Below are 22,605 nucleotides of genomic sequence, written 5' to 3' on the forward strand. Positions count from 1 at the left end.
CTACCTGGTCCGGATGATCGGCGCGTCGTCGTCATCGTCGAGTGAACCAGTGATCCGGCTGGCGGGCTCCCCGAGGTTGTCGAAGACCGCGCCCTCCACGCGATACGCCGCGCGCCGCTCGGTTTCGCCGCCGCCGCCACCGCCGCCGTGTCCGCCGCCCATCGCGCCCATGCCAGGCATTCCCGAGCCGCCGGACTGCCCTGGCTGACCGGAGTGATCGCCCGCCGGCTGCGAGAACCCGCCGCCGGTTTGGGTGCCGGCGACCGGCGTGTGGTCGACGCCGACCACGGGCCCGCCGTGCAGCGGAGCGCTCGGTGCGCCGGCGGGCACGCCCGGACCGCCGCTGTGCGAGATCTCCGGACCGGGGCCGCCCTCGATCGGATGGCCGGGAGCCCCGCTCGGGACGCCGTGGTGCAGCGGCTGGGCCGGACCGCCCGAATGCGACATCTCCGGCCCCGGACCGCCCTCGATCGGATGACCCGGCGCACCGCTCGGAACACCGTGCTGCAGCGGCTGAACTGGCTCGCCGGGATGCACCGGACCGGGGCCGCCTCCCGCCGGATGTTCGCCGAACGGGCCGCCGGTGTGCGACATCTCCGGACCTGGCCCGCCCTCGATCGGACGCCCGGGATGGCTGCTGCTGGGCGAGGCGCCGCCGTGCCCGTTGCCGTCGGGTCCCTTGTGGTCGGGTCCCTTGTGGTCGGGTCCCTTGTGGTCGCCGGGACCGTCGCCCGCGTGGTGCCGTCCGGTGCTGTCGCCGGGTGCGTCCGGGCGGTGGTCGACCTCGTGGATGCCCTGCTTCTGGTCTTCCTCGCCGAGCGTGTAGGTCGTCGGGTTGCCCTTGCCGTCGTCGACCGTGACGACGGTCGGTCCGTTCGGCCCGTCCGGACGCTCGGCGGTGATCTTCGTGTCGCCGTCGCGGAGATGGATCTTGCCGTCCGGACCGGGGTGGTGGACCTGGGCGTCGTCGTGCTGGCCGTCGCCGCCGTGCGCGGACTTGTCGTCGGACCAGTCGATCTTGAAGTCCTTGACGTTCCCGGAGCCCTCGCCGATCTTGATGTCCATCTTGCCGTCGTGGTCCGGCTCGGACATTTCGAAGGTCTTGTCGCCCTGCTTGACCTTCAGGACGTCGCGACCGTCTTCGTCCGGCTTGCCGTCGCGGCCCTTGTCGTCGTCGGGCTTGCCGTCGTGGTTCTTGTCCTCGCCCGGCTTGCCGTCGTGGTTCTTGTCCTCGCCCGGCTTGCCGTCGTCGTCCGGTTTGCCGTCGTGGTTCTTGTCCTCGCCGGGCTTGCCGTCTTCGCCTTCGGGACCGCCGTCGGCCGGGTCGGTCTTGATCGGCGGGCCGTCGACCGGACCGCCGCCGCCAGGTGAACCGCCGCCGCCCTTGTCGCCGGAGGTCTTGTCGTCGCCAGGAACCTTGTCGTCCGGCCCCTTGCCGTCGCCGCCGGTCGAGCCGGGTTCGCCGCCGCCGGGTCCGCCGAGGGAGCCGCCGCCGTGGCTGCCCTGCGCGTCCTTCTTCAGCGACTCCATCGCGGCCTCGGCCTTTTGCTTGGCCTCCGCCTGAGCCTTCTGCTTGGCCTCTTGCTCGGCCCGCTGCTTGGCCTCTTCCTCGGCCTGGTGCTGGTCCTGTCCGCCGCCGGAACCCGAACCGCCCGAGCCCGACGAACCGCCGGAACCGGAACCAGAACCGCCGGACCCGCCGGGATCGGTCTTGATCGGCGGTCCGTCTACCGGACCGCCGCCGCCAGTCCCGCCGCCGGGGCCTCCGCCCGAGCCGCCGCCGAGGGGGCCGCCGCCCGGCGAATCGGACGGAACGTCCAGGTCGGGGACCTTCCCGCCGCCCCCGCCGGAACCACTGCCCGAACCGCTGCCGGACCCGCCGCCCGAACCGGACCCGCCCCCGATACCGCCTCCGGAACCACCGGGGTGGTCGCCCTGCGGCGTGTCCGAACCGGATCCGCCGCCAGGACCGCCGCCGGTTCCCCCACCGGTGCCGTCGCCGGGACCGCCCTGACCGCCGCCATAGTTGCCAGACCCGCCCTGACCGCCGCCGTAGCCGCCGCCAGGACCCTGGCCGCCCCCACCGGGACCGCCGCCGCCGGGACCCTGACCCCCACCGCCAGGACCACCGCCGCCGGGACCGCCCGAGCCGCCGGCTCCACCTGCCCCGCCGTCCTTGGCGCCCTCGAACTTGTTCTTGATCTTGCCCATTTCCTTGTCAAGGGCGTCGTAGGCCTTGTCGACGAGGTCCTTGGCGTCCTTGCAAGCCTTCTCGAACCCCTTGTAGATGGTGTCCCACATGTCGGGGTTGAACTGGTTCATGATCCACTGCTTGGCGAGGTCCTTGCCGTGGCTCTGGATCTCGTCGTCGTTGCAGCAGCCCTGGTCGTTGAGGGTGTCGACCAGGTTGGTGCCGAAGTTGTAGTCCATCCAGCCGGCGATCTGGGCCAGGTCGTCGACGCTGCCGTGCTCGCCGTTGGCGACCGCGATGACCTTCTGCGCCATCGTGTAGTCGGCCTTGCCGACCTGATCGCGGTACAGGGCGATGACCTGGTCGGCCTTCCCCTTGCACAGATCGAACAGCGTCTTCGTGGTGTGCAGCGTCGCTTCGCTGGCGTGGCTGAGGTCCTCCCCCAGCTTCGCGGCCTTCTTCTGGATGCTCTCGTTGTACCGGTCCGACGCCGCGTCGGCGCCCGCCCCGGTCCAGGTTCCGAAGAGGGTGCCCAGTTCGGTTCCGGTATCGGTCAGCGTCGCCTTGACGGTTTCCGAGCCGTGCTTGAAATGGATGGCGTCGTTGACGAAACCCTCGAAGCTGATGCCGCGCTGCTCGTCGAACGGACCGCGGATGTCCTTGTCGAGGTCGAGCTTGCGCGTGTTGCCCTTGCAGTCGTCGGGGAGCTTCTCGAGCAGCCCGCCGAAGGTCTCGAACACCCTCAGCGCGGCCGCTGCGGGGTCGAAGAGCTCGTCGGACGTCTTCGTGCCGGTGGCCCCGGCGTCCTTGCCCTCACCAACGGCGGGCGGGGCCTTCTTGTCGAGCTCGCCCTTGCCCTTGTCGACTTCCTTCTTCTTCTCGTCCTGGTTGTAGCTGTTCTGCTGGCCTTTTTGCCGGGCCTCTTCGTAGACCTGCTCGAGCGGCGGGGCGCCGCCAGGAGCCGCGAACGGGTTGTTCGGAACGGTGATGAACGTGCGTCCGTACGACTTGATGTACTTCGCGACGTCCTGGCCCTCGTCGCCTTCGGGATGCGGGTGCTCGTGGACCCACGCCCGGAGCAGGCCGTCCTTCAGCTCCGGCGGCACCGCCGAGTTGTCGAGCAGCTTTTTGACATCCGGCCACGTCTTCGGCTTGTTTTCGTCCGCCATCAGAGGATCCCGTCGACGCCGTTGCCGGTCTTGGTGATGGCGCCGGACTGGTTGTCCTCGTTCGTGCCGTAGGCAGACCCGGCGGTGCTGATGTTCGTGCCGAACGATTCGAGCGCCTTGCTGTAGCCGGAGAGCGCGCCCCACAGCTGTTTGGTTCCCTCGAGGTACTTGTCGGCGTGCGCTTGGTGCACCCGGCCGAACTTCTCCTTGGTCAGCTCGGAGGTTTCGAGGTCCGGATTGTCGTCAAGCAGCTTTTCCGCCAGGTCGCCGATCTTCTTCGACGCCTTCGACAACGCTTCGGTTGTCGCGGTGTACCCGCCCCCACCGCTCATTTCAGTGCTTCTCCTCAGCTCGGCAAGCTGTCAGGGCCTCCGCGAGCACGTCCGCCACGGATTCCACATCGGTGAACCGATCGAGCTCGTCCAGATCGATCGACACGTCGTAGTAGATCTCCAGCGCGGCGAGAAGCCGGATCCGGCCCTTCGAGTCGATGCCGAGCTCCTCGAGCGGAGCGTCGGGCACGACGAGGGCCGGGTCGAGCCGGAAGGTGTCGCTGACGACCTTCGTGACCTCGGCGCAGTGATCACCCACGGACGCCACCGTAACGCGCCTTGGCGGCCGACCGGGCGACCTTTCCGCTGGAAGTGCGCGGAAGTCCGCCAGAAGGGACCAGGTGTACCGCACGGAGCGTGAGATCGTGCTCCCTCGACACCGCTCGCAGCACGGCCCGGGTCACGTCCTTGACCTCGGCTTCCGCTCCGCGCACCCATTCCGCGACCACCATCGCGCCCTCGCCCTGGTCGTCGGCGACGCCGAACGCGGCGACCCGATCGCGCCGGATCGCCGGGTGCGCCTCGCCCGCCGCCGCCTCGAGGTCCTGCGGATGGAAGTTGCGGCCGTCGACGACGATCAGGTCCTTCAGCCGGCCGGTGACGTACAAGTCGCCGCGGTGGAACACGCCCAGGTCGCCGGTGCGCAGCCAGCCGTCGAGCCCGTCGAGGACCCCGCCGAACGAATCCGCGTCGCCGCGGCCCCAGTAGCCGGACGCGACGTTCGGGCCGTGCACCCAGATCTCGCCGACCTCGCCCTCGGGCTGCTCGTGTCCGTCGTGGACGATCCGGACGAGCTGCCCGACCGGCCGTCCCACCGACATCACCGGCTGGCCGTCCGGCGTTTCGACGGCGCGGCCCTGGGCCAGCGCTTCCCGGTCGAGCACCGCGCCGCGCGGCCCTTCCTCGCCCGCGCTCGCGACGTACACCGTGGCCTCGGCCAGCCCGTACGACGGCCGATGCGCCTCGGCTCGGAACCCGCGCGGGCCGAACACCTCGTGGAACCGCTCGACCGTGCGTGGCCGGACGGGTTCGGCTCCGTTGAGCGCGACCCGGACGTCCGAGAGGTCGAGGTCGTCCTCCGCGCCGACGTCGGCGGCGAGGTCGTAGGCGAAATTCGGGGCCGCGGTGAAGACGGCCGGATAGTCCGAGAGCTGGCGCAGCCACCGCTGCGGCCGGTGCACGAACTCCGCCGGCGACATGAACACCGACCGGCCGCCGACGTAAACGGGCAGGCACAGCAGCTGGATCAGGCCCATGTCGTGGAAGAACGGGATCCAGCCCGCACAGGTCGTCTGCTCGTCCGAGTCGTACGCCTGGCTGGCCTGCCAGCAAGCCGCGACGATCGCCCGGTGCGGGATCACCGCGCCCGCCGGTTCGCGCGTCGACCCCGACGTGTACTGCAGGTAGGCGGGGCTCTCCGGATCCACGCGGACCGGGTCGACGCCCGGCCCGGACAGCTCGTCCACCACCACGAGGTCGCCGGGATCGCTGAACTCGCGCACCTTCGCCGCGACGGCCGACGACGTCGCCCACACTCGCGCACCGGAATCGGCGAGGACCCCGGAAAGCCGGTCGGCCTGCGCGCGATTGCCGGGCAGCATCAGCGGAACGGCGACCATCCCGGCGGCGAGCGCGCCGAAAAACGCCAGCGGATAAGCGAGTTCCTGTCCGGCGAGGATCGCGACGCGCTCGCCCGGTTCCGCGACCCGGCGCAATTCCCCGGCCACGACCCGGACTTTGGCGGCGAATTCCGCCCACGACAGCGTGTGCTCGACGCCACGAGTGTGCTCTTGGTGGGTGAACAACGGCCGTTCGTCGCCGGCGCGGGCGAACAGCCGGTCCACGATCGAGCCGCGCATGACCTCGTCAGGCACGCTCGCAGACGTCCGGGACACGCAGCGCAACCTACTCGACTTCGCGACCGGCCCGCGAGCCCGGGCACGGAGAATTCACTCGCGCACCTTGGCGGCCCGGGATTCCAGATAACGCTTCTCCGCGATACTCGCCGTCGCCTTCGCGGCCAGCCGGTAGTTCTCGTACGCGCCAGGCAGATCCCCGGCTTTCTCCAGCAAATGCGCCCGCACCGACAGCAACCGGTGATGCCGGGCTATCCGTTCCTCTCTGTCCAATGTGGACAGCAGAGCGAGCCCGGCGCGCGGGCCCTCGGTTTCGGCGAGCGCGATCGCCCGGTTCAACGTCACCACCGGATTGGGCGCGATCCGTTCCAGGATCAGGTAAAGCGCGTGCACCTGCCGCCAGTTGGTCTCGTCCGCGGTCGCCGCGTCGGCGTGCGTCGCGGCGATGGCCGCCTGCAGCTGGTACGGACCGAGCGCCGAACCCGCCAGCGACGCTTTCGCCAGCTCAGTGCCCTCGTCAAGCATGGCACGGTCCCACGTCGTGCGGTCCTGATCGGCCAGCGGGACCAGGTCGCCGGACGGTGTCGTGCGGGCCGTCCGGCGCGCGTGCGTCAGCAGCATCAACGCGAGCAGACCGGTCACCTCGCTGTCGTCCGGCAGCCGCTCATGCACCATCCTGGCCAGCCGGATCGCCTCGTAGGCCAGGTCAGCGCGGTGCAGATCGCTGCCGGACGACGCGGTGTAGCCCTCGTTGAAAATCAGGTACAGCACCTGCAGCACGACATTCAGCCGCTCCGGTTCCTCCGAGCTCGGGAACGAACTGCCCGCCGCCTTGATCCGCTGTTTGGCACGGCTGATCCGGGCAGCCATCGTGCCCTCCGGTACCAGGAACGCGCGGGCGATCTCGGCCGTCGTCAGACCGCCGACCGCACGCAAGGTCAACGCGGTCTGCGACGCCGGGGTCAGCGCCGGATGACAGCACATGAACAGCAGGAGCAGCGTGTCGTCGGTGTCCGGCACCTCGGGCGCGGCTTCGGCGGCGTTCGCCAGCTCCCGCTCGCGGCGCGCCAGGTCGCTGCGCAGCTGGTCGACATAGCGCCGGGACGCGACCGTCGACAGCCAGCCTCGCGGATTGTCCGGCACGCCTTCGACCGGCCATTGCTGAGAAGCCGCGAGGACCGCCTCTTGCACGGCGTCCTCGCAGCCCTCGAACTGGCCGTACCGGCGCACCAGCACGCCAAGAACCTGCGGCACGAGTTCGCGCAGCAGGTCCTCGACGGATGGAGTGATCACGCGTCCAATTGTCCTTCCGAGAACATCACCTGGCGCACCTCGACGCCGAGCCCCTCGATCGCGGCGTCCGGAACCTGCGCGGCCAGCTCGATCGCGCGCTCCTTGCTCTCGACGTCGATCATGTAGTAGCCGCCGAGGAACTCCTTGGACTCGAGAAACGGCCCGTCGGTCACCACCGGCTGCCCGTTGCGGACCGACACGACCGCGGCCTGCGACGGGTCGGCGAGGGCCTGGGCGGCGATCAGTTCGCCGGACTTCTTCGTCGACTCCATGAACGCGGTGACGCCGTTGCCGAGGGCTTCCTTCTCCTCCTCGGTCAGCGCGTCGAGGACGGACTGGTTGATGTGCAGGCTGATCAGGAACTTCATCGTCTTGCTCCTCGTGGTTTCGGGGTCTTTCGCGGAGTGGTCGGAGGCGCGGGCGGGTTCTGGACATGGACTTTATGTGACGCGCGTCACTCTCGGTCCGGGCGCACTATGAACGGCATGGAGACCGACGTCTGGGCCGCGCTGGCGAGTCCGTTCGTGGAAGGCGCGTACGCGACCGTCAAAGGCCGAGTGCGCACGTACGTCCTGCACCAGCAGCTCCTGGCACACCTGCCTCCGCCGCCGGCGACGGTGCTCGACGTCGGCGGCGGGGCCGGACATCAGTCTTTCCCCTTGGCACGCCTAGGTTACGACGTCGTCCTGCTGGATTCTTCCGATGCGATGCTTTCGAAGGCGGAGCAGCGTCTCGCTTCGGAATCGGCTGAGGTTCGCGAGCGCGTCCAGTTGGTGCGCGGCCGCGGCGAGGACGCCGTCACGGCGGTCGCGGGCCAGAAATTCGACGCGGTGCTGTGCCACGGCGTGCTGATGTATGTGGACGATCCCGTGCCGATGATCGACGCGCTGTGCGCCTGCGCGGCACCGGGCGGGATCGTCTCGGTGATGGCGCTCAACGCCGAGACGCTGGCCGTCCTCCCCGCGCTGGAAGGACGGTGGAGCGACGCGCTGACGGCGTTCGACGCGCAGGGCGAACGGGGCGTCCTCGGCGTGGACACGCGCGCCGACACGGTCGCGGGGCTGTCGCAGCTGCTCGTCGGGCAGGGAGCCGAACCGCTTGCCTGGTACGGGGTTTGGCTGTTCGCCGACTGGATGGACCTGGACGTCGACGAGAGCCGGATCGGCGAGATCGCGGAGGTCGAACTGGAGGCCGCGCGACGAGATCCGTACCGGCGGCTCAGCCGGGTGTTCCATCTCGTCGCGCGGGCCTGAACTGTCCTATTTGGACGAGTCCCAGAACTCCGCGAGGACACGCGCGCCCTGGACCGGGTCCTGCGTCATCCACCAGTGCCCGAGCCCCTCCAGCACGGCGACCTTCGCCCCGGCCCGCTCGGCCGAACGGCGGCGCTGCTCGTCCGTCCCGACGTAGTGGTCCTCGGTCGCCAGCACGACGAGCCCCGGACGCTCCGCCGCGCGTCCGAGATTCCGGCCGGACTCCGCGAGCGCGGGCTGCGCCGCGGACCGGTAGAGCGGGAGCACCGCGCGGGCCATGTCGTCGTTCATTCCCTCGGCGACCTTGGCCGCCACCGCTTCGTGCATTCCACCGCTGACCAGGCGCGCGGCCCGGGCTTCCACCGGTGCCCCGAACATCGCCGCGACGGCTTCCTCGCCGACGCCCGGCTTCTGCCACACCTGCGCGAGGTCATGCCAGACGTAATCCGGGTCGAACGCGCCGGCCGTGTCACTGGCCCAGGTGCGCACCAACTCCGGACGAGCCATGACGGCGTTGAGAACGTGCGCGCCACCCCAGTCGTGCCCGACCAGGTCGACCGGTTCGGGGAACTTCTCCAGTTCGGCGATCAGCCAGTCGCGGTACTCGACCGCCGTCGCGCCGAACCCCTCCGGCCACGGCGCACCGAATCCGGGCGGGGATAGGCATACGGTCGACCGGTCGCCCAGTTCGGCAAGCAGGGGCTCCCACACCGCGGCGGTTTCGGGATTGCCGTGGACAAACACTGCGGTCATCGGACTTCCTCCCTCTTCGTCGCTCCCACTCTACGCATACTTGCTTGTCAGCTGGCAAGTATGTTGTAGAGTTTCTTCCCGTGACCACGCCGCGCCGCACGCAGCAGGAACGCCGAGACCAGGCGTCGGCCGCTTTGCTGGAAGCCGCCGCGGAGTTGGTCGTCGAGGAAGGCGTACGCGCCGTGACCTTGGCGCGCGTCGGCGAGCGGGCCGGGTACAGCCGCGGCCTGGTCACCCACCACTTCGGCGGGAAACAAGCGCTGCTGGAACAACTCGCCCGCACCACGCAGACCGCTTTCGTCCCCGGCTTGGACACCCTGCCGCCCGGCCTGGACCGGCTGCTGCGACTCATCGACGGCTACTTGTCCCGGCTCAGCGACCCTGACGTGCTGAGCCGGGCGTTCCTGGTGCTGTGGGCGGAATCGATGACCTCCCGCGAACTCGCCCCGATCTTCCGCGAACGCGACAACGCCTTCCGCGACGACCTTCGCCAGGAGATCACCGCGGGCATCACCGAGGGCACCATCCGCGCCGATGTCGATCCCGAGCAGATCGCCGTGGCCATCGTCGGGCAACTCCGCGGCATCGCGCTGCAGTGCCTGCTAGATCCGGCCGCGGTGAAGCCGAGCGAGCTGTGCTGCTGCGCCGCCGAAGTGTGGAAGCGGGCGCTGTCTTAGCGCTGCTGGGCTGAACAAATTGTGCTGAGAAGACGAGCGCGAACGCCAGTACGTCCTTGACGGTCCCGCCTCGCCGCTGTCACGCGGCGAGGCGGAACTCCCCCTCGTACGGCACTCCCCTCGAGGACGTCGGCGCTCCCCGGCATCCGTCCCCTCAAACGGATCTGCCGGAAACGCCGGTCTGTGAAACGCCGCCCCAACACGGCCGCCCTCTACGGCTGCCCCCGACACAGCCGCCCTCCGGCCGCGTTGCGGCGGATCGGCTTTCCCGGGCGGCACGACCCCTCAGACGTGCCGACCGCGAAAACCGTCAAGAACCCATCAGACCGCGAACGCCGCGGCCTTCCGCGCGATCACCGCGTTCTTGCGTGCCCGAACCGCCCGGTTGGCCCCGGGCAGCCACTGCACGACGAGCACCGCCAGCAGGCTCACCACCGCGATGGCGTCGAAGGCGTTCAGCAGAGCCGGGTTCACGTCGATCAGGTCGCGCAGGCCCAGGCCGATGCCGAAGACCGCGAACACCGTCAGCACCACCCGGGCCCAGTTGTGCGCGGCGAGCACCATCGCGGCCGACACCAGGGTCACCACGCCGATGACCAGCCAGATCGCCGCGCGGGTGGTGAACGACGGCATGGCGATTCCGGTCAGGTCGTCGACCGTGAGCAGACCGCTCGAGGCCAGGTCGCGGCCTTCGGTCTGCAAGTATTCCTGCACGGCCGGGCGGATCAGGCTCTCGCCCTGCACCAGCACCATCGCACCCCACAGCAGTCCGCTGAGCGCGCCGAGCAACCCCAACCCTCCGCCGACGGTCAGGGTGCGCGAACGGCGCGCACCGGTGGAACTGTACGAACTCACTTCTGTCGAACTCCTTGGATCAGCAATCGAATCAAGCGTCACGGAGTTTCCCGCCGACTGCTTGCGCCGTCCACCGGTTCGCCGATATTATCTACAGATTTTTTTAACTGGCCGCGAGATCAGGAACGCCGCGTTAGGCTCTCCGACGTCCGCGAAGAGAATGAGAAGGCGAGCCCTGCCCGATGTCCGCACCCAGCCCGTTCCGGTCGCCGTCGTTCAACGTGCTCAGCAGGCTCCTGCGCTCGTCGCCTGCCCTGCTCGACACGACGTTCGACCAGTTGCGCACGCTGATCACGGTCGCGGAAACCGGCACCGCCCTCGCCGCGGCCCGCACGCTCGGCCGCGACCAGTCCAGTGTGCAAAAACAACTCGACACTCTCAACCGCAATTTCTCGGAATTGTGCGGTGAACCATTGTTGCACCGCCAGGGACGCGGCCGTGACGTTCTTTTCACCGACACCGGACGCGCCGTCGCTCAGCAAGCGCGCCGCACGCTCACCGAATGGCTGGACACCATTCACGAATGCCGGCGCGAACTCGGCGGAACGCTCACCGTCGGCGCGACCCGCTACACCCTCGGCAGCCTCGCCCACGCCGGCGATCTCGTGGCCGAGCAGTTCCGCGCCCGCGACATCGAACTCAACGTGGTGCACGTGCGCACCAAGGACCTGATCGACCGGTTGCTGGCCAAGGACGTGGACCTGGTGTGCGGCAGCGTGGTCACGACCAGCGCGCTCGACTCCGTCGACGTGCTCGAATGGCGGCGCAGCGGACTCGGCATCGTGACCAATATGGACACTCCGAAACCCGGCGAGTCCGTCGCCACCAGCCAATTGCCGACGCTCCCGCTCGTCGTGCCCAGCGGCGGCGTGATCAACGACTTTATGCGCGGCTGGTTCGGCTCCGACTACCGCAACCGGCTCGACATCGTCGCCGAGATCGACTCCGCGCAATACGGATTCGAACTGCTCCGCTCGGGCTTGATCCGCGGCTGCATGCTCGTCACCCAAGGGCTCGGCGAGGCCGCGGGCGAAAACCGCCTGCACGCCGCCTCCGGATTGCGCATCATCGGCCTCGTCGACGACATCGAGCCGAAACTCGAACTCCTCGTCGGCGTGTTCGCCCGCCGCGGCGAACGATCCTCGTACCCGGACAGCCATCCCCTCAACCTGCTGTGGAACGCACTGCACCAAGCAGGAGAGGCGTCCTGGCTCGAAGTGGACCGCTGACCCGCACGCATCGCTGAGCCGCGCTGACCCGCCGAGCCGCACCACACCGCGGTGCCGCGCCGACCCAATGATCAGCACGCACCGCTGCGCCGCACTGAACCGCCGAGCCGCACCGCAGCTCAGCACCAAACCGCCGAGCCGCACCGAAGCGCCAATCAACACCGCGCCGCGGCTCAGCACCACACCGCTGAACCGCCGAGCCGCACCCAAGCGCCAATCAGCACCACACCGTGGCACCGCGCAGCGCCGCGCCGACCCAATGATCAGCACGCACCGCTGAGCCGCACCGAACCACCGAGCCGCAGCACACCACAGCTCAACACCGCGCCGCGGCTCAGCACCACACCGCTGAACCGCCGAGCCGCACCCAAGCGCCAATCAGCACCACACCCCAGCCCAGCACGGGACTGCTGAGCCGCACCGCGCCGCGAGCGACGCCGAANCCAGCCCAGCACGGGACTGCTGAGCCGCACCGCGCCGCGAGCGACGCCGAACCCGGATCTCCCGCACGCGGAGCGTGCCGGATCAGCGCCAATCCCGCATCAGCAGCGCACGAGGTCAACGAACCAGGATCAGCCCTGCGCCAAAGCAAGCACCCCTCAACCGACCTCCTCGATCTCCACGCGATCCGGGTAGAACGCGACGTGCCCCTTGATCGCAGCCACCGCGTCATACGGAGCCTCGTACACCCACACCGCGTTCTCGCCGTCCGGCACCGCGGCGAGGCTGTAGTAGGAAGCGTCGCCCTTGTACGGGCAGTGCGTGCGGTGCTCGGTGGGCGACAGCATCGCCAAGTCGACATCTTCCAACGGGATGTACTGCACCGGCGGATAGCTGGCCTCGCGCAGCACCTGCGCGCGGGTGGTGTCGGCGATGGTCTTCTCGCCTGCCTTGACCACCACCCGCGCGGGGTTGGGCTCAACGGTGATCGGGTGGTCCGGCCCCGGGATCAGCTTGTCGGGCATGTTCTCCTCCTCCGCGCAACGGAATCGGTGCGCACTCCCAACACTAGGCCGGACCACCGACAAAATCAGACGTCGGGAAACTCAGACGCCCGCGACCTGCGAGATCCAGCTGCGGTACCGCGTGATGTTGGTGTACGCGGTGCTGCTCTGCCGGTCGCTGGTCGACGCGACGCCCACCTGCCGTCCGGACGCGAACATCGGGCCGCCCGAGTCGCCGCCCGCGGTGATGCCGTCGCCGTACGTCGCGCACACCGCGACGCCGCCTTCGTAGTCACTGCACGACGGCGTCGTGACGCGCACGTTGGCCACCTTCAGGTACCGCGACTGGCAGTTGATCTCCGAACCGCAGCGGCTCGTCGCGCCCCAGCCGTACACCTGCACGGTCTGCCCGGCGCGGACGTCGGTCGAGGTGCCGAGCGGCGAGTACGTCGCGTTCACCGAGCTGGACAACCGGACGATGGCCAGGTCAGCGGCGCCCGGGTAGCGCGTGATCGCGGCGCCGGTGGCCATCGTGCCGCCGCTGCTCTGGTCGAGGCTGCCGATGCGGAAGGTGTAGGTCCCGCTGGAGGCGACGCAGTGCTTCGCGGTGAGGATGTACTGCGGCGCGATGATCGTGGCCGTGCAGTTCTGCTGCCCGTTCACGAACAGCCGCGCGGCCCACGGGGCGTTGGAGGCGTAACCGCCGCCGATGATCGCCGGGGTCGCGGCCGGTCCACTGGCAGCGGCGGCCTCTCCGGCGAATCCGGCCAGGCCAAGCGCGGTAGCGAGCACGAGTAAACAGGTGCGCAAACGCATGGTCTCTCGTTTCTGCGGCTTCGTCGCCGCGGTTCCGGTGGGGACGGGGAACCCCGATCATCAGGGCGTCGCCCAGGAACCAGAACCGGCGAAAGTAGCCGGGGACCACCTGTTCTTCCGCTGCCGCCGCCGCTACGGACAGTTCCGCGTACTGTTCCTCAGCCGGCGACCCGGGTCCGGCGCAGCCAGTACAGGCCGATCACCGGGAGCACCAGCGGGATGAACAGATATCCCTGTCCGTACACCGACCAGACCGTGGCGTCCGGGAACGCCTGCCGGTCGAAAATGCTCAGGGTGCCGACGGTCAGCACGCCCAGCAGTTCGACGGTGCACGCGGCGAGCGCGATCCGCCACCACGTCCGGCCGCCGCGGGCGAGCGCGACCGTGGCCAGGATGTAGACCACCGCGGCGAAGGCCGACAGCACGTACGCCAGCGGTGCCTCGTGGAATTTCGTGCCGATCTGGACGCCCGCCCGCGACGTCGCGGCGAGCGCGAAGATGGCGTACACCGCGACCAGGATCCGGCCGGGGCCGGTGGCCGTCTTACGCGCTTGCTCCACTCCACACCTCGTTCAGTCGCAGCACCATCACCGGAATGGCCAGGCAGGCGATGCCGAGCACGACCGTGCTCGACCGGCTCTGCTCGGCAAGCGCCCACGCCGCGCCGACCGGCAGCACGACGAGGCAGCCGATCAGGTAGGCGAGGTAGGTCGCGAGGCTGCCCGGGTGGTGCCCGCTCGCGAGCAGCACGATCCCGATCACGAGCTGGGCGACCAGCAGCACCTCGACCACCGCGAGCGCGACGAGCAGCGGGGTGTCCGGGAGTTTCTTGCGCGCCGCCTGGACGAAACTCCACAGCGCGACGAGCGCGGCGCATCCAGCGACCGCTATCGCGAACCCGACGATCACCCGTTCCTCCTTCTGCCCGCCGGCCTCAACGTACCCGCCTGGCTCACCGCCCCGGACGGGCGAGGGGCCGACGGCGTGGCCGGGGCCACGTTCACCGGAACGGGTCGCTGGCATTCCGTCAATTCCCGAATGCCACGGAAATCCCGCTCGACCGGGCGACGGCAACTCACTCTCGGTTCGTCACCGCCGGTTTTATCCTCGCCCCGCTCGGGTCGGCCGAACGCTGAAATGGCGGATTGGCGCGACGCCGAAGCTGTGCGGGAATGGTTTCCGTCGCCGGAGAACCGGAGAAGCGCATACGCGGAAGGATCCACTTTCATGAACGTCCGGCACGAGGCATTCTGCCTCGCCGATCCGTGGTTCTTCGACCGCCGACGGGAAATATCCGCCGACGACCTGGCCGCCCCGCCCTATAGTCCACAATGGACTGCCGAGGACCACGGACACTGGCGTTACCTCCACCCCGTCGGAGCCGTTTTGCCGGAACAGGGCTGGGCCGTGGAGATTTCCGCCGCGCCCGGCAATGCCGACCGGGTACTGGACCGCGTTCGCGAGTACTGCCGGACCGCCGGGCTGCACCACCGGCATCTGCGTTCCCGGTCGATTTTCCTCGACCGCAATGCCGAATATCCGACCACCGGCGGAACCGGTGCACTGGCCACTATTTATCCTCCCGACAATAACGCCCTCGAACGGATCCTCGACGATCTTTCCGAACTCCTCACCGGCGAGCCCGGACCGGATATCGACGGCGCGCTTCGCTGCGGAGAATGCCCGATTCACGTGCATTACGGCGGATTCACGCCCCTGTGGACCGAACATGGCGGCGCCCGCGTGCCCGCGTTGCGCAGGCCGAGCAGCGCACTCGAACCCGCGCCGCAGGGCCCGGAGTTCTCCGTGCCGAACTGGGTCCGGATCCCCGACTGCGTCGCGGAGTACACCGACGCGCCGATGCCGCCGCACCGGGTCGCCGAGGTGCTCCGCCGAGCCCACGGCACCGCCGTCTACCTGGCCGAACGCGGTGGCGAGCAGGTGCTCGTCGAGGAGGCCTGGCCCTACACCGGACTGGACGGCGACGGCGTCGACGCGGTCGCGCGGCTGGAGCGCAAACACGACCTTTTCGAGCGGCTCGCCGGAATCCCCGGCATCCCGAAGACCCACGCCTACCTGCCCGGACAGCGGCACTACCTGGTGCGGGAGTACCGGCAGGGCCTGCCGCTGGACGTCTGGCTCACCCGGCATTACCCGCTCACCCGCCGCGACTGCCCCGAAGCCGACCTCGCCGCCTACCGCAGGCAGGCGTTGTCCGTGGTGGCGCAGGTCGACCGGATCGTCGCCGAAGCCGCCGAACGCGGCGTCGTGCTCGAAAACCCGCGCAACATCCTGGTCGACAGCTCCGGCACGGTGTCGCTGACCGGCTTCGACCGCGACGAAACCGCCCTGCGGCTGCGTCTCTTCCTGCCGCTGGCCCCGCTCTATCACCTGGTGCCGGAACGCCTCCGCTGGGCGGCCGAGCTCACCGAACGCCGGTTCTCGCTGCCCGCCGGCTACGCCGACAGCATCGCGCCGCACACCGAGCCCGCGCACACCGAACTCGACGAACCCCGCCCCGATTGGACCCTGGTGCGCAAGCAGATCGCCGAAGCCCTGCTCGCGTGCGCGACCCCGGATCGGCGGGATCGCCTGTTCCCCGGCGACATCGAGCAGTTCCGCGTCGGCGGCGCGACCTTCGGCACCGGCGCGGCGGGCGCGCTGCACTCGCTGCACGTCGCGGGCGTCGGCCGGTTCCCCGAGCACGAGCAGTGGCTGCTGGAGGCGATCGAGGGAGAACAGCCCAGCCGCGCGGGTTTCTACGACGGCAGTCACGGAATCGCATACGTGCTGGAGGAATTCGGCTACCGGAAGGCCGCGGCCGATCTCCTCGCCGCCTCGCGCGCGCTGGTGGACCAGACCGTCGGCCACGATCTCGCGAGCGGGCTGGCCGGCGTCGGCCTGACCCGGCTGCACTTCGCCGCGACCCGCGGCGACAACGAATTCGGCAGGCAAGCACTGAACATCGGCATCCGCCTCGCCGAGGCACTGGACACCGCGGAACCGCCGGGAGCGACCGCGCGAGCCGGGCTTCTGTACGGCTGGTCCGGCCCGGCGCTGCTGTTTCTGCGGCTCTACGAACGCACGGGCGAACCGGCCTGGCTGTCGTTCGCCGATCAAGCACTCGAACGCGACCTGGAGGAATGCGTCCCGGCGCTGGACGGCTCGCTGCCGGTCCGCGACGGCAACCGCGGTTCGCGCCGTGGGGCGGGAATCGGCAGCGCGGGAATCCTGATCGTCACCGAACAACTGGCGCGGTACCGCTTCGACGCGAAGGCCGCGCGCAGCCTGCCCGCGCTGCGCGTCGCGTGCCGCGGGGAGTTCGCGCTCCATCCCGGACTGCTGAACGGCCGCTGCGGACTCGCCGCCGGACTGGCCTTCAGCAGCACGCCGGACCGGCGCACGCAGGACGCGATCGACCGGCACCTGACGCGGCTTTCCTGGTATGCGGTCCCGTTCCGCGGCGGCCTTGCCTTCCCCGGCACTCGCCTGCTACGACTGTCCGCCGACGTCGCCACCGGCGGCGCCGGAGTCCTGCGCACCCTCGCCGCGCTTCAGGACGGCATCGAACTGCTTCCGTTCCTCGGCCCGACGCCGCGGGGTCAGTCATTAGTCCACTGCGGACAGCAACTGTCGACAAGTCAATTCGCCGACAGTTCCGCCACACGGAACCTCGACTGAGTGTCCGGACACTTTTTGAATCACTCATTCAGCCCAGCCCGTTGGTCCGGAATTCGCAGTCAGGGCCAGGGCCTCGGGAAACGCCGGGGGAACCCGCCGCTACCGTCGGTAACCGGCGTCAAGACCGCGTTCGGCCGCACGTTCAGCGGCACCACGAGGCCCCCGTTCGTGATAGAAACCGGGGCTGTTCCGTTCGGTGGGCCTACGAAGGGTGTATCCGAGATTTCCGTGACGAGGACCACTCGCACCCACTGGCGTGTCCGCTTCCCCGGCCGTGTCCGCACTCTCGCCGAGGGTGACCCAGGAGTTCGTGAATCATCGTGGAGAACAAGGACGATCCCGGCAAGGCGTACGACAAGTCGATCCGGAAGAGGCTGACCCGGACGGTCCTGATCCCGAGCATCACCCTGCTCGTGCTGTGGGCGGTGCTGGCGACGGCCTTCTTCATCAACGGCTTGTACGTGCGGCTCGTCGCGGGCTCGGTGCGTGACGTTTCGATCCCCGCGCTCACCGCGCTGTCGTCGCTGCAGCAGGAACGCCAGCTCGCCCTGCAGTACCTCGACAGCCCCAGCTCCGGCCCGCAGCAGCTCCAGCAACAGGAGCAGGACAGCGACGGCAAGCTGAAGGGTCTGCAGGACGCCTTCGCCGCCACCATTTCCAGCGCGCCGGACGAGATCGCCGGCAAGGTCACCGCGCTGAAGGCGCAGCTCGACCAGCTGCCGGTGCTGCGCTCGCAGGTCAACTTCCGCAGCATCAACCGCGCGCAGGTCAACTCCTACTACAACGGTGTCCTCGACTCCGCGGCGACGCTGTTCGACACCCAGGCGCGCATCGTCCCCGACGCGACCGCGGTGCAAGGCGCGATCTCGGCGACCTCGCTGTTCCGCGCGGGCGACCTGATGTCGCGCGAAACGTCGCTGGTGTCGGCCGCGTTCTCCGGCGGCACCTTCGCGCCGGACGACTTCGTCCAGTTCTCCCAGCTGGTCGGCTACTACCGCACGCAGTTGGCGCAGATCTCGCCGTTCCTCGAACCAGCCGTGCGCCAGCACTACCAGCAGCTCTCGACGAGCGACGCGTGGAAACGGCTCAACGCGGCCGAGGACTCGCTGATCAAGCACGGCCCGTGGACCAGCGGCGACCAGAACAACGTCCCGGTCTCGGCGGGCGATTGGCACGCGCTGACCGCGCAGGTCGCGCAAGGTCTGAACCAGCTCACCATCGAACAGGCCGACCAGGTTTCCGCCGCCGCGATCGACTCCGGGAACGCGCAGCTGCGCAACGCGATCATCGGCAGCATCGTGGCCCTGCTCGCCTCGCTGGCCGCGATCATCGTCGCGGTGCGGGTGTCGCGCTCGCTCGTCGACCGGACCCTGATGACGCGCCTCGAGCGGCTGCGCAACGACTCGCTCGACCTGGCGCGCAACCGGCTGCCGAATATCGTCCGCAGGCTCAAGAGCGGCGATCCGGTGGACATCGAGGCCGAGCTGCCGAAGCTGGACCACGGCCGGGACGAGATCGGCCAGGTGGCCGAGGCCTTCAACACCGCGCAGCTGACCGCGGTCAACGCGGCCGCGAGCGAGGCGAAGGCGCGCAGCGGTGTGCACAACGTGTTCCTCGGCATCGCCCACCGCAACCAGGTGCTGGTGCACCGGCAGCTGCAGATCTTGGACGAAATGGAAAGCCGCGAAGAGAACTCGACCCAGCTGGCTTCGCTGTTCCAGCTCGACCACCTCGCCGCGCGCGCCCGGCGGACCACCGAGAACCTGATCATCCTCGGCGGCAAGCAGCCCGGACGGCGCTGGCGCAAACCGGTTTCGCTGATGGAGGTGCTGCGCGCGGCCGTCTCGGAAACCGAGCAGTACTCGCGGGTGCAGGTCGAGCAGGTGCCGGACGTCGCGATCGTCGGCACCGCGGTCGCCGACACCATTCACCTCGTCGCCGAGCTGGTCGACAACGCGACGTCGTTCTCCCCGCCGGGTTCGCAGGTCGAGGTGACCAGCCGGATGGTCGCGCGCGGCGTCGTGGTCGACGTGTCCGACCAGGGGCTGGGCATGAAGGAGGGCGTGCGCGAGTGGGCTAACGCGATGATGGCCGACGCGCCCGAATTCGACGCGATGGCACTGCGCGCGGACTCCAGCCTCGGCCTGTTCGTGGTCGCGCGGCTGGCTTCGCGGCTCGGCATCACGGTCACCTTCGACCCGTCGCGGTACGGCGGCACCCGGGCGACCGTGCTGATCCCGTCGAACCACCTCGCCGACGCGAACGCGCCCGAACCCGCGGACGAGGCCCCGGCGCTCGCCCAGGTCGGCGCGCCCGCGCAGGAAAGCGCCGTCCAGCGCTCGGTCCCGGAGGCTCCGCAGCCGACGCCGCGGCCGTACCCGGCCCGTCCGCTTCCGACGCCGAGCCCGCGCACCCCGGAGCCGTATCCCCCGTCCGCGGGCCAGATCCCGGACGTCCCGGCCGCGCCGCGCGCCGCCGGACCGGACCTCAGCGGGCTGCAGGGCGACGACCGGCCCCGGCTCCCGCGCCGGCAGCCGCAGCAGAACCTCGTCGCCCAGCTGCACGACGACCCGGACGCCGCCGCCGAAGCGGACGTGACCAACGCGGGCGAGACCACCGCGCGGACGCTGATGGCGTTCCACAAGGGCACCCGCCGGGCGCGAGGCGGGCAAAATGACTCATAACGACCGAACACCTCACCACACCGAAAGTCAGGGTCTGTCCGCATGAACGAGTACGGGAATTCCACCCCTGATCTCAATTGGCTGCTCGACGACGTCGTCAACCGCGTCGTCGGCGCGCAGAACGCCATCGTGCTGTCCGCCGACGGCCTGCTGCTCGGCAAGTCGTCCGGGATGAGCAAGGACGACTCGGACCAGCTCTCGGCCATCGCGTCGAGCCTGCAGAGCCTCGCCAAAGGGGTGAGCAGGCAGTTCAACCGCGGGCCGGTGCTGCAGAACATGATCGAGATGGAACGCGGGTACCTGTTCGTCTCGGCGGCGGGGCAGGGCGCGTGCCTCGCCGTGCTCGCCGGCGCGGACATCGATGTCGAAATGATCGCGTACGAGATGAACCGGCTGGTCAAGCGCGTCGGCGACTACCTGGCGTCGGCGCCGCGCGAGGCCGCGAACCTGCTGCGGGAGGCGACATGAGCGACGACGGCTGGTACGACGAGGCCGCCGGACCCCTGGTCCGGCCGTACACCATCACGAGCGGACGGACCCCGTCTGAACACCAGCTCGACCTTTCCACCCAGGTGATGACCCTGCAGCAGGGATCGGACCCGGTCGGGCTCGGCCCGGAGCACCTGGCGATCACGCAGCTGTGCCGCAGACCCTTGTCGGTGGCCGAGATCGCGGTGTACGTGAAGCTGCCGCTCGGCGTCGTGCGCGTGCTGTGCGGGGACCTGATCGACCGCGGTCTCGTCATCACCCGCGCCCCGTCCCGTCAGCCGGCCCAGGTGCCGGACCACGAAACTCTCCAGGCGGTTCTCGATGGCCTCATCAAGCTCTGAAGACGCCGCGGCGTCGGTGCCGACCCCGGTCAAGATCATCGTCGCGGGCGGGTTCGGCGCCGGGAAGACCACCATGGTCGCCTCGGTCAGCGAAATCCCGCCGCTGTCCACCGAGGAGGTGCTCACCGAGGCGAGCACCGGCGTCGACGACCTTTCCGGCGTGGAACAGAAGAAGACCACCACGGTCGCGCTCGACTTCGGCCGGATCACCATCTCGCCGCGGCACGTGCTCTACCTGTTCGGCACCCCTGGCCAGGAACGGTTCTGGTTCATGTGGGACGACCTGGCGCGCGGCGCGATCGGCACCGTCGTGCTGGTCGACACGCGCCGGCTGGAGACCAGCTTCGCGGCGGTCGACTTCTTCGAGCGGCGGAAGATCCCGTTCGTCGTGGCGGTGAACTGCTTCGACAACGCGCCGCGCTACACCGCCGACGAGATCCGCGAGGCGCTCGTGGTGCCCGACGGCGTGCCGATCGTGATGTGCGACGCGCGGCAGCGGGATTCGAGCAAGATCGCGCTGATCCGGCTGGTGAAGCACGCGATGACGGTGGTTCCGCAACCCGCCTGAGCCGGGTTTCCGACCAGCGAGGGGGTTCCCGGCGCGGGGAGCCCCCTCGTTCGTCTGTCCTCAGTGCACCGGGGCCATCCGGAGGTTGAAGTGCCGCAGGATCTTCGGCGCTTCCACGATCCGGTAGCCGGGCACCTGTTCCGGGTTTTTCGCGATGTCGCCGAGGATTTCGGCCACGTAGTCGTAGTGGCCCTGGCTGTACACGCGCCGCGGCAGCGCCATCCGGACCAGCTCGAACGGGGCCGGGGTGATCAGCTCGTTCTGCTCGTCGAGCGTGCCGAGGTAGAGCGAACCCAGTTCCACGCACCGGATTCCACCCGCCAGGTACAACTCGCAGGCCAGCGAGTGGCCCGGGAACCGCGAGGCGGACAGATGCGGGAGCAGGCGTCCTGCGTTGAGGTAGAGCGCGTGGATGCCCGGCGGCTGCACGATGTCCACTCCGGCCTCGTTGGCCTGCCTCGCGAGCCGAGCCGCCTCGCCCGCGCGCGCGGCGAGGTAGTGCGGGTCGACGACTTCCTGAAGGCCCTTCGCGACGCGGTCGAGGTCGTGCGCCGCGAGCCCGCCGTAGGTGCGGAAGCCTTCGGTGGCGATCAGATTGGTTTCGCAGGTCTGGGCGAGGTCCGGGTCGGTCAGGCCGATGAACGCGCCCATCGGCGAGATGCCGTCCTTCTTCAGGCTCGCGACACAGCCGTCGACCAGGCCGAACGCCTCTCGCGCGACCTCGCGCGGCGTCTTGTCCGCGTAGCCCGGCTCGCGCTGGATGACCAGCCACGCGTTCTCCGCGAACCGTGCCGCGTCAAGGAAAATCGGCACACCGTGCGTCCGCGCGAGCTTCGCCGCCGCGGCCAGGTTCGCCATCGAGACGGGCTGTCCGCCACCACCGTTGTTGGTGATGGTGAGCAGGACCTGGCCGACGCGATTGCCGTCCGGGCCGGTCAGCAGGCGTTCCAGGGCGTCCAGGTCGATGTTGCCCTTGAATGGTTCGAGGCTGTCGAGGTCGCCGAACTCCGCGCAGGGCAGGTCGATCGCCTCGGCGCCGAGCAGTTCGACGTTCGCGCGGGTGGTGTCGAAGTGCGTGTTGCTGACCGAGATCCGGCCGCTTTCGAGCACGCTGGAGAACAGCACGCGCTCGGCCGCGCGGCCCTGGTGCACCGGCAGGAGATGCGGGTATCCGGTGAGGTCGCTCAGCGCGTCGCGGAAGCGGTAGAACGAGTCCGACCCGGCGTAGGAGCGGTCCGCGGCGGCCGCGGCGGCCTCCTGCCGGGTCGAGACCGCGCCGGTGCCGGAGTCGGTGAGCAGGTCGATGCTGACCTTGTTCGCGGGCAGGTTGAAGGCGTTGTAACCCGCCGCGGCGAGTGCTTGTTCCCGCTCGGCACGCGTGGTGACCGGAATTTCGGCGACGACTTGGGAGCGGTACGGCGGGAAGGTCCGCATCAGGGTATTTCCTCCAGTTGTGGGTGACAGCCGAAAACTA

The 22,605-nt window shown here is 69.4% G+C and carries 21 protein-coding genes; 8 read left to right on the plus strand and 13 right to left on the minus strand.

The features are described from left to right. From EIZ44_RS44890 to EIZ44_RS29845, 6 genes are all read right to left on the minus strand, one after another. A complete protein-coding gene (locus EIZ44_RS44890; RefSeq protein WP_167754319.1) occupies positions 1–3,360 on the minus strand; it encodes a WXG100 family type VII secretion target in 3,360 nt (1,119 codons plus the stop codon). Next, entirely contained in the window at positions 3,360–3,692 is a 333-nt protein-coding gene (locus tag EIZ44_RS29825; RefSeq protein WP_037807383.1) for a hypothetical protein, read from the minus strand. Before EIZ44_RS29825 ends, EIZ44_RS44890 begins: the two co-directional genes overlap by 1 nt. Before the next feature lies 1 nt (position 3,693). Then, a complete protein-coding gene (locus EIZ44_RS29830; protein WP_037807706.1) occupies positions 3,694–3,951 on the minus strand; it encodes an acyl carrier protein in 258 nt (85 codons plus the stop codon). After that, positions 3,944–5,551 (minus strand): fatty acyl-AMP ligase, encoded by a 1,608-nt coding sequence (locus EIZ44_RS29835; protein WP_134732664.1) that lies wholly within the window; start codon positions 5,549–5,551, stop codon positions 3,944–3,946. Before EIZ44_RS29835 ends, EIZ44_RS29830 begins: the two co-directional genes overlap by 8 nt. Positions 5,552–5,641: 90 nt before the next feature. Beyond that, positions 5,642–6,838 carry an RNA polymerase sigma factor gene (locus EIZ44_RS29840; RefSeq protein WP_439098628.1) on the minus strand — a complete coding sequence of 399 codons (1,197 nt, stop codon included), beginning with the start codon at positions 6,836–6,838 and terminating at the stop codon, positions 5,642–5,644. After that, the gene (locus tag EIZ44_RS29845; RefSeq protein WP_037807377.1) at positions 6,838–7,209 is read right to left on the minus strand and encodes a YciI family protein; all 372 of its coding nucleotides are present in this window, start codon (positions 7,207–7,209) and stop codon (positions 6,838–6,840) included. The genes EIZ44_RS29840 and EIZ44_RS29845 overlap by 1 nt, the downstream gene beginning before the upstream one ends. Before the next feature lie 117 nt (positions 7,210–7,326). On the opposite strand from EIZ44_RS29845, the gene EIZ44_RS29850 reads away from it, so the two are divergent. Continuing rightward, positions 7,327–8,094 (plus strand): methyltransferase, encoded by a 768-nt coding sequence (locus EIZ44_RS29850; RefSeq protein ID WP_134732614.1) that lies wholly within the window; start codon positions 7,327–7,329, stop codon positions 8,092–8,094. Positions 8,095–8,100: 6 nt separating this feature from the next. Here the strand turns inward: EIZ44_RS29850 and EIZ44_RS29855 are convergent, their stop codons facing one another. Beyond that, on the minus strand, positions 8,101–8,847 hold the full coding sequence (locus EIZ44_RS29855) for an alpha/beta fold hydrolase (RefSeq protein ID WP_134732615.1): 747 nt from the start codon (positions 8,845–8,847) through the stop codon (positions 8,101–8,103). An 80-nt stretch (positions 8,848–8,927) separates the two neighbouring features. Between EIZ44_RS29855 and EIZ44_RS29860 the strand changes: the two genes are divergently transcribed. Then, complete coding sequence (locus tag EIZ44_RS29860; protein ID WP_134732616.1) at positions 8,928–9,524, plus strand: TetR/AcrR family transcriptional regulator; 597 nt, start codon at positions 8,928–8,930, stop codon at positions 9,522–9,524. A gap of 321 nt (positions 9,525–9,845) precedes the next feature. Here EIZ44_RS29860 and EIZ44_RS29865 read toward each other — a convergent pair whose 3' ends face one another. Beyond that, on the minus strand, positions 9,846–10,379 hold the full coding sequence (locus EIZ44_RS29865; RefSeq protein WP_205673356.1) for a hypothetical protein: 534 nt from the start codon (positions 10,377–10,379) through the stop codon (positions 9,846–9,848). A gap of 182 nt (positions 10,380–10,561) precedes the next feature. On the opposite strand from EIZ44_RS29865, the gene EIZ44_RS29870 reads away from it, so the two are divergent. Continuing rightward, positions 10,562–11,608, plus strand: coding sequence for a LysR family transcriptional regulator (locus EIZ44_RS29870; protein WP_134732618.1), 1,047 nt, complete (start codon positions 10,562–10,564; stop codon positions 11,606–11,608). A 599-nt stretch (positions 11,609–12,207) separates the two neighbouring features. Here EIZ44_RS29870 and EIZ44_RS29875 read toward each other — a convergent pair. The 4 genes from EIZ44_RS29875 to EIZ44_RS29890 form a co-directional block, all read right to left on the minus strand. Then, positions 12,208–12,573 carry a DUF427 domain-containing protein gene (locus EIZ44_RS29875; protein WP_037807362.1) on the minus strand — a complete coding sequence of 122 codons (366 nt, stop codon included), beginning with the start codon at positions 12,571–12,573 and terminating at the stop codon, positions 12,208–12,210. Positions 12,574–12,654: 81 nt separating this feature from the next. Next, positions 12,655–13,368: a S1 family peptidase gene (locus tag EIZ44_RS29880; protein WP_134663805.1), complete on the minus strand. Its 714-nt coding sequence runs from the start codon at positions 13,366–13,368 to the stop codon at positions 12,655–12,657. A 158-nt stretch (positions 13,369–13,526) separates the two neighbouring features. Further along, entirely contained in the window at positions 13,527–13,889 is a 363-nt protein-coding gene (locus tag EIZ44_RS29885) for a hypothetical protein (protein WP_134732665.1), read from the minus strand. Between the two features lie 22 nt (positions 13,890–13,911). Further along, positions 13,912–14,277 (minus strand): hypothetical protein, encoded by a 366-nt coding sequence (locus EIZ44_RS29890; RefSeq protein ID WP_134732619.1) that lies wholly within the window; start codon positions 14,275–14,277, stop codon positions 13,912–13,914. A gap of 318 nt (positions 14,278–14,595) precedes the next feature. Between EIZ44_RS29890 and EIZ44_RS29895 the strand changes: the two genes are divergently transcribed. The 5 genes from EIZ44_RS29895 to EIZ44_RS29915 all read left to right on the plus strand — a co-directional run bounded on the left by EIZ44_RS29895 (position 14,596) and on the right by EIZ44_RS29915 (position 21,131). Then, positions 14,596–17,049 (plus strand): class III lanthionine synthetase LanKC N-terminal domain-containing protein, encoded by a 2,454-nt coding sequence (locus tag EIZ44_RS29895; protein WP_240691453.1) that lies wholly within the window; start codon positions 14,596–14,598, stop codon positions 17,047–17,049. A gap of 320 nt (positions 17,050–17,369) precedes the next feature. Further along, the gene (locus EIZ44_RS29900; protein ID WP_134732620.1) at positions 17,370–19,733 is read left to right on the plus strand and encodes a sensor histidine kinase; all 2,364 of its coding nucleotides are present in this window, start codon (positions 17,370–17,372) and stop codon (positions 19,731–19,733) included. Positions 19,734–19,775: 42 nt separating this feature from the next. Beyond that, positions 19,776–20,201, plus strand: coding sequence for a roadblock/LC7 domain-containing protein (locus EIZ44_RS29905; protein WP_009071597.1), 426 nt, complete (start codon positions 19,776–19,778; stop codon positions 20,199–20,201). Next, positions 20,198–20,563 carry a DUF742 domain-containing protein gene (locus EIZ44_RS29910; RefSeq protein ID WP_037807351.1) on the plus strand — a complete coding sequence of 122 codons (366 nt, stop codon included), beginning with the start codon at positions 20,198–20,200 and terminating at the stop codon, positions 20,561–20,563. The genes EIZ44_RS29905 and EIZ44_RS29910 overlap by 4 nt, the downstream gene beginning before the upstream one ends. Next, entirely contained in the window at positions 20,544–21,131 is a 588-nt protein-coding gene (locus tag EIZ44_RS29915) for a GTP-binding protein (RefSeq protein ID WP_009071593.1), read from the plus strand. Before EIZ44_RS29910 ends, EIZ44_RS29915 begins: the two co-directional genes overlap by 20 nt. Before the next feature lie 60 nt (positions 21,132–21,191). On the opposite strand, the gene EIZ44_RS29920 is transcribed toward EIZ44_RS29915, so the two are convergent. Further along, complete coding sequence (locus EIZ44_RS29920; RefSeq protein ID WP_134732621.1) at positions 21,192–22,565, minus strand: tryptophanase; 1,374 nt, start codon at positions 22,563–22,565, stop codon at positions 21,192–21,194. Between the last annotated feature and the right edge of the window lie 40 nt (positions 22,566–22,605).

The sequence above is a fragment of the Amycolatopsis nivea genome (assembly GCF_004522235.1).
GTDB classification, from domain to species: Bacteria; Actinomycetota; Actinomycetes; order Mycobacteriales; family Pseudonocardiaceae; genus Amycolatopsis; species Amycolatopsis nivea.

Excerpts from the sequence above, each read along its gene's own strand:
- EIZ44_RS29905 (WP_009071597.1), top strand. The coding sequence starts at position 19,776 with ATGAACGAGTACGGGAATTCCACCCCTGATCTCAATTGGCTGCTCGAC.
- EIZ44_RS29875 (WP_037807362.1), bottom strand. The coding sequence starts at position 12,573 with ATGCCCGACAAGCTGATCCCGGGGCCGGACCACCCGATCACCGTTGAG.
- EIZ44_RS29850 (WP_134732614.1), top strand. The coding sequence starts at position 7,327 with ATGGAGACCGACGTCTGGGCCGCGCTGGCGAGTCCGTTCGTGGAAGGC.
- EIZ44_RS44890 (WP_167754319.1), bottom strand. The coding sequence starts at position 3,360 with ATGGCGGACGAAAACAAGCCGAAGACGTGGCCGGATGTCAAAAAGCTG.
- EIZ44_RS29855 (WP_134732615.1), bottom strand. The coding sequence starts at position 8,847 with ATGACCGCAGTGTTTGTCCACGGCAATCCCGAAACCGCCGCGGTGTGG.
- EIZ44_RS29920 (WP_134732621.1), bottom strand. The coding sequence starts at position 22,565 with ATGCGGACCTTCCCGCCGTACCGCTCCCAAGTCGTCGCCGAAATTCCG.
- EIZ44_RS29825 (WP_037807383.1), bottom strand. The coding sequence starts at position 3,692 with ATGAGCGGTGGGGGCGGGTACACCGCGACAACCGAAGCGTTGTCGAAG.
- EIZ44_RS29835 (WP_134732664.1), bottom strand. The coding sequence starts at position 5,551 with ATGCGCGGCTCGATCGTGGACCGGCTGTTCGCCCGCGCCGGCGACGAA.
- EIZ44_RS29915 (WP_009071593.1), top strand. The coding sequence starts at position 20,544 with ATGGCCTCATCAAGCTCTGAAGACGCCGCGGCGTCGGTGCCGACCCCG.
- EIZ44_RS29895 (WP_240691453.1), top strand. The coding sequence starts at position 14,596 with ATGAACGTCCGGCACGAGGCATTCTGCCTCGCCGATCCGTGGTTCTTC.
- EIZ44_RS29880 (WP_134663805.1), bottom strand. The coding sequence starts at position 13,368 with ATGCGTTTGCGCACCTGTTTACTCGTGCTCGCTACCGCGCTTGGCCTG.
- EIZ44_RS29870 (WP_134732618.1), top strand. The coding sequence starts at position 10,562 with ATGTCCGCACCCAGCCCGTTCCGGTCGCCGTCGTTCAACGTGCTCAGC.
- EIZ44_RS29845 (WP_037807377.1), bottom strand. The coding sequence starts at position 7,209 with ATGAAGTTCCTGATCAGCCTGCACATCAACCAGTCCGTCCTCGACGCG.
- EIZ44_RS29910 (WP_037807351.1), top strand. The coding sequence starts at position 20,198 with ATGAGCGACGACGGCTGGTACGACGAGGCCGCCGGACCCCTGGTCCGG.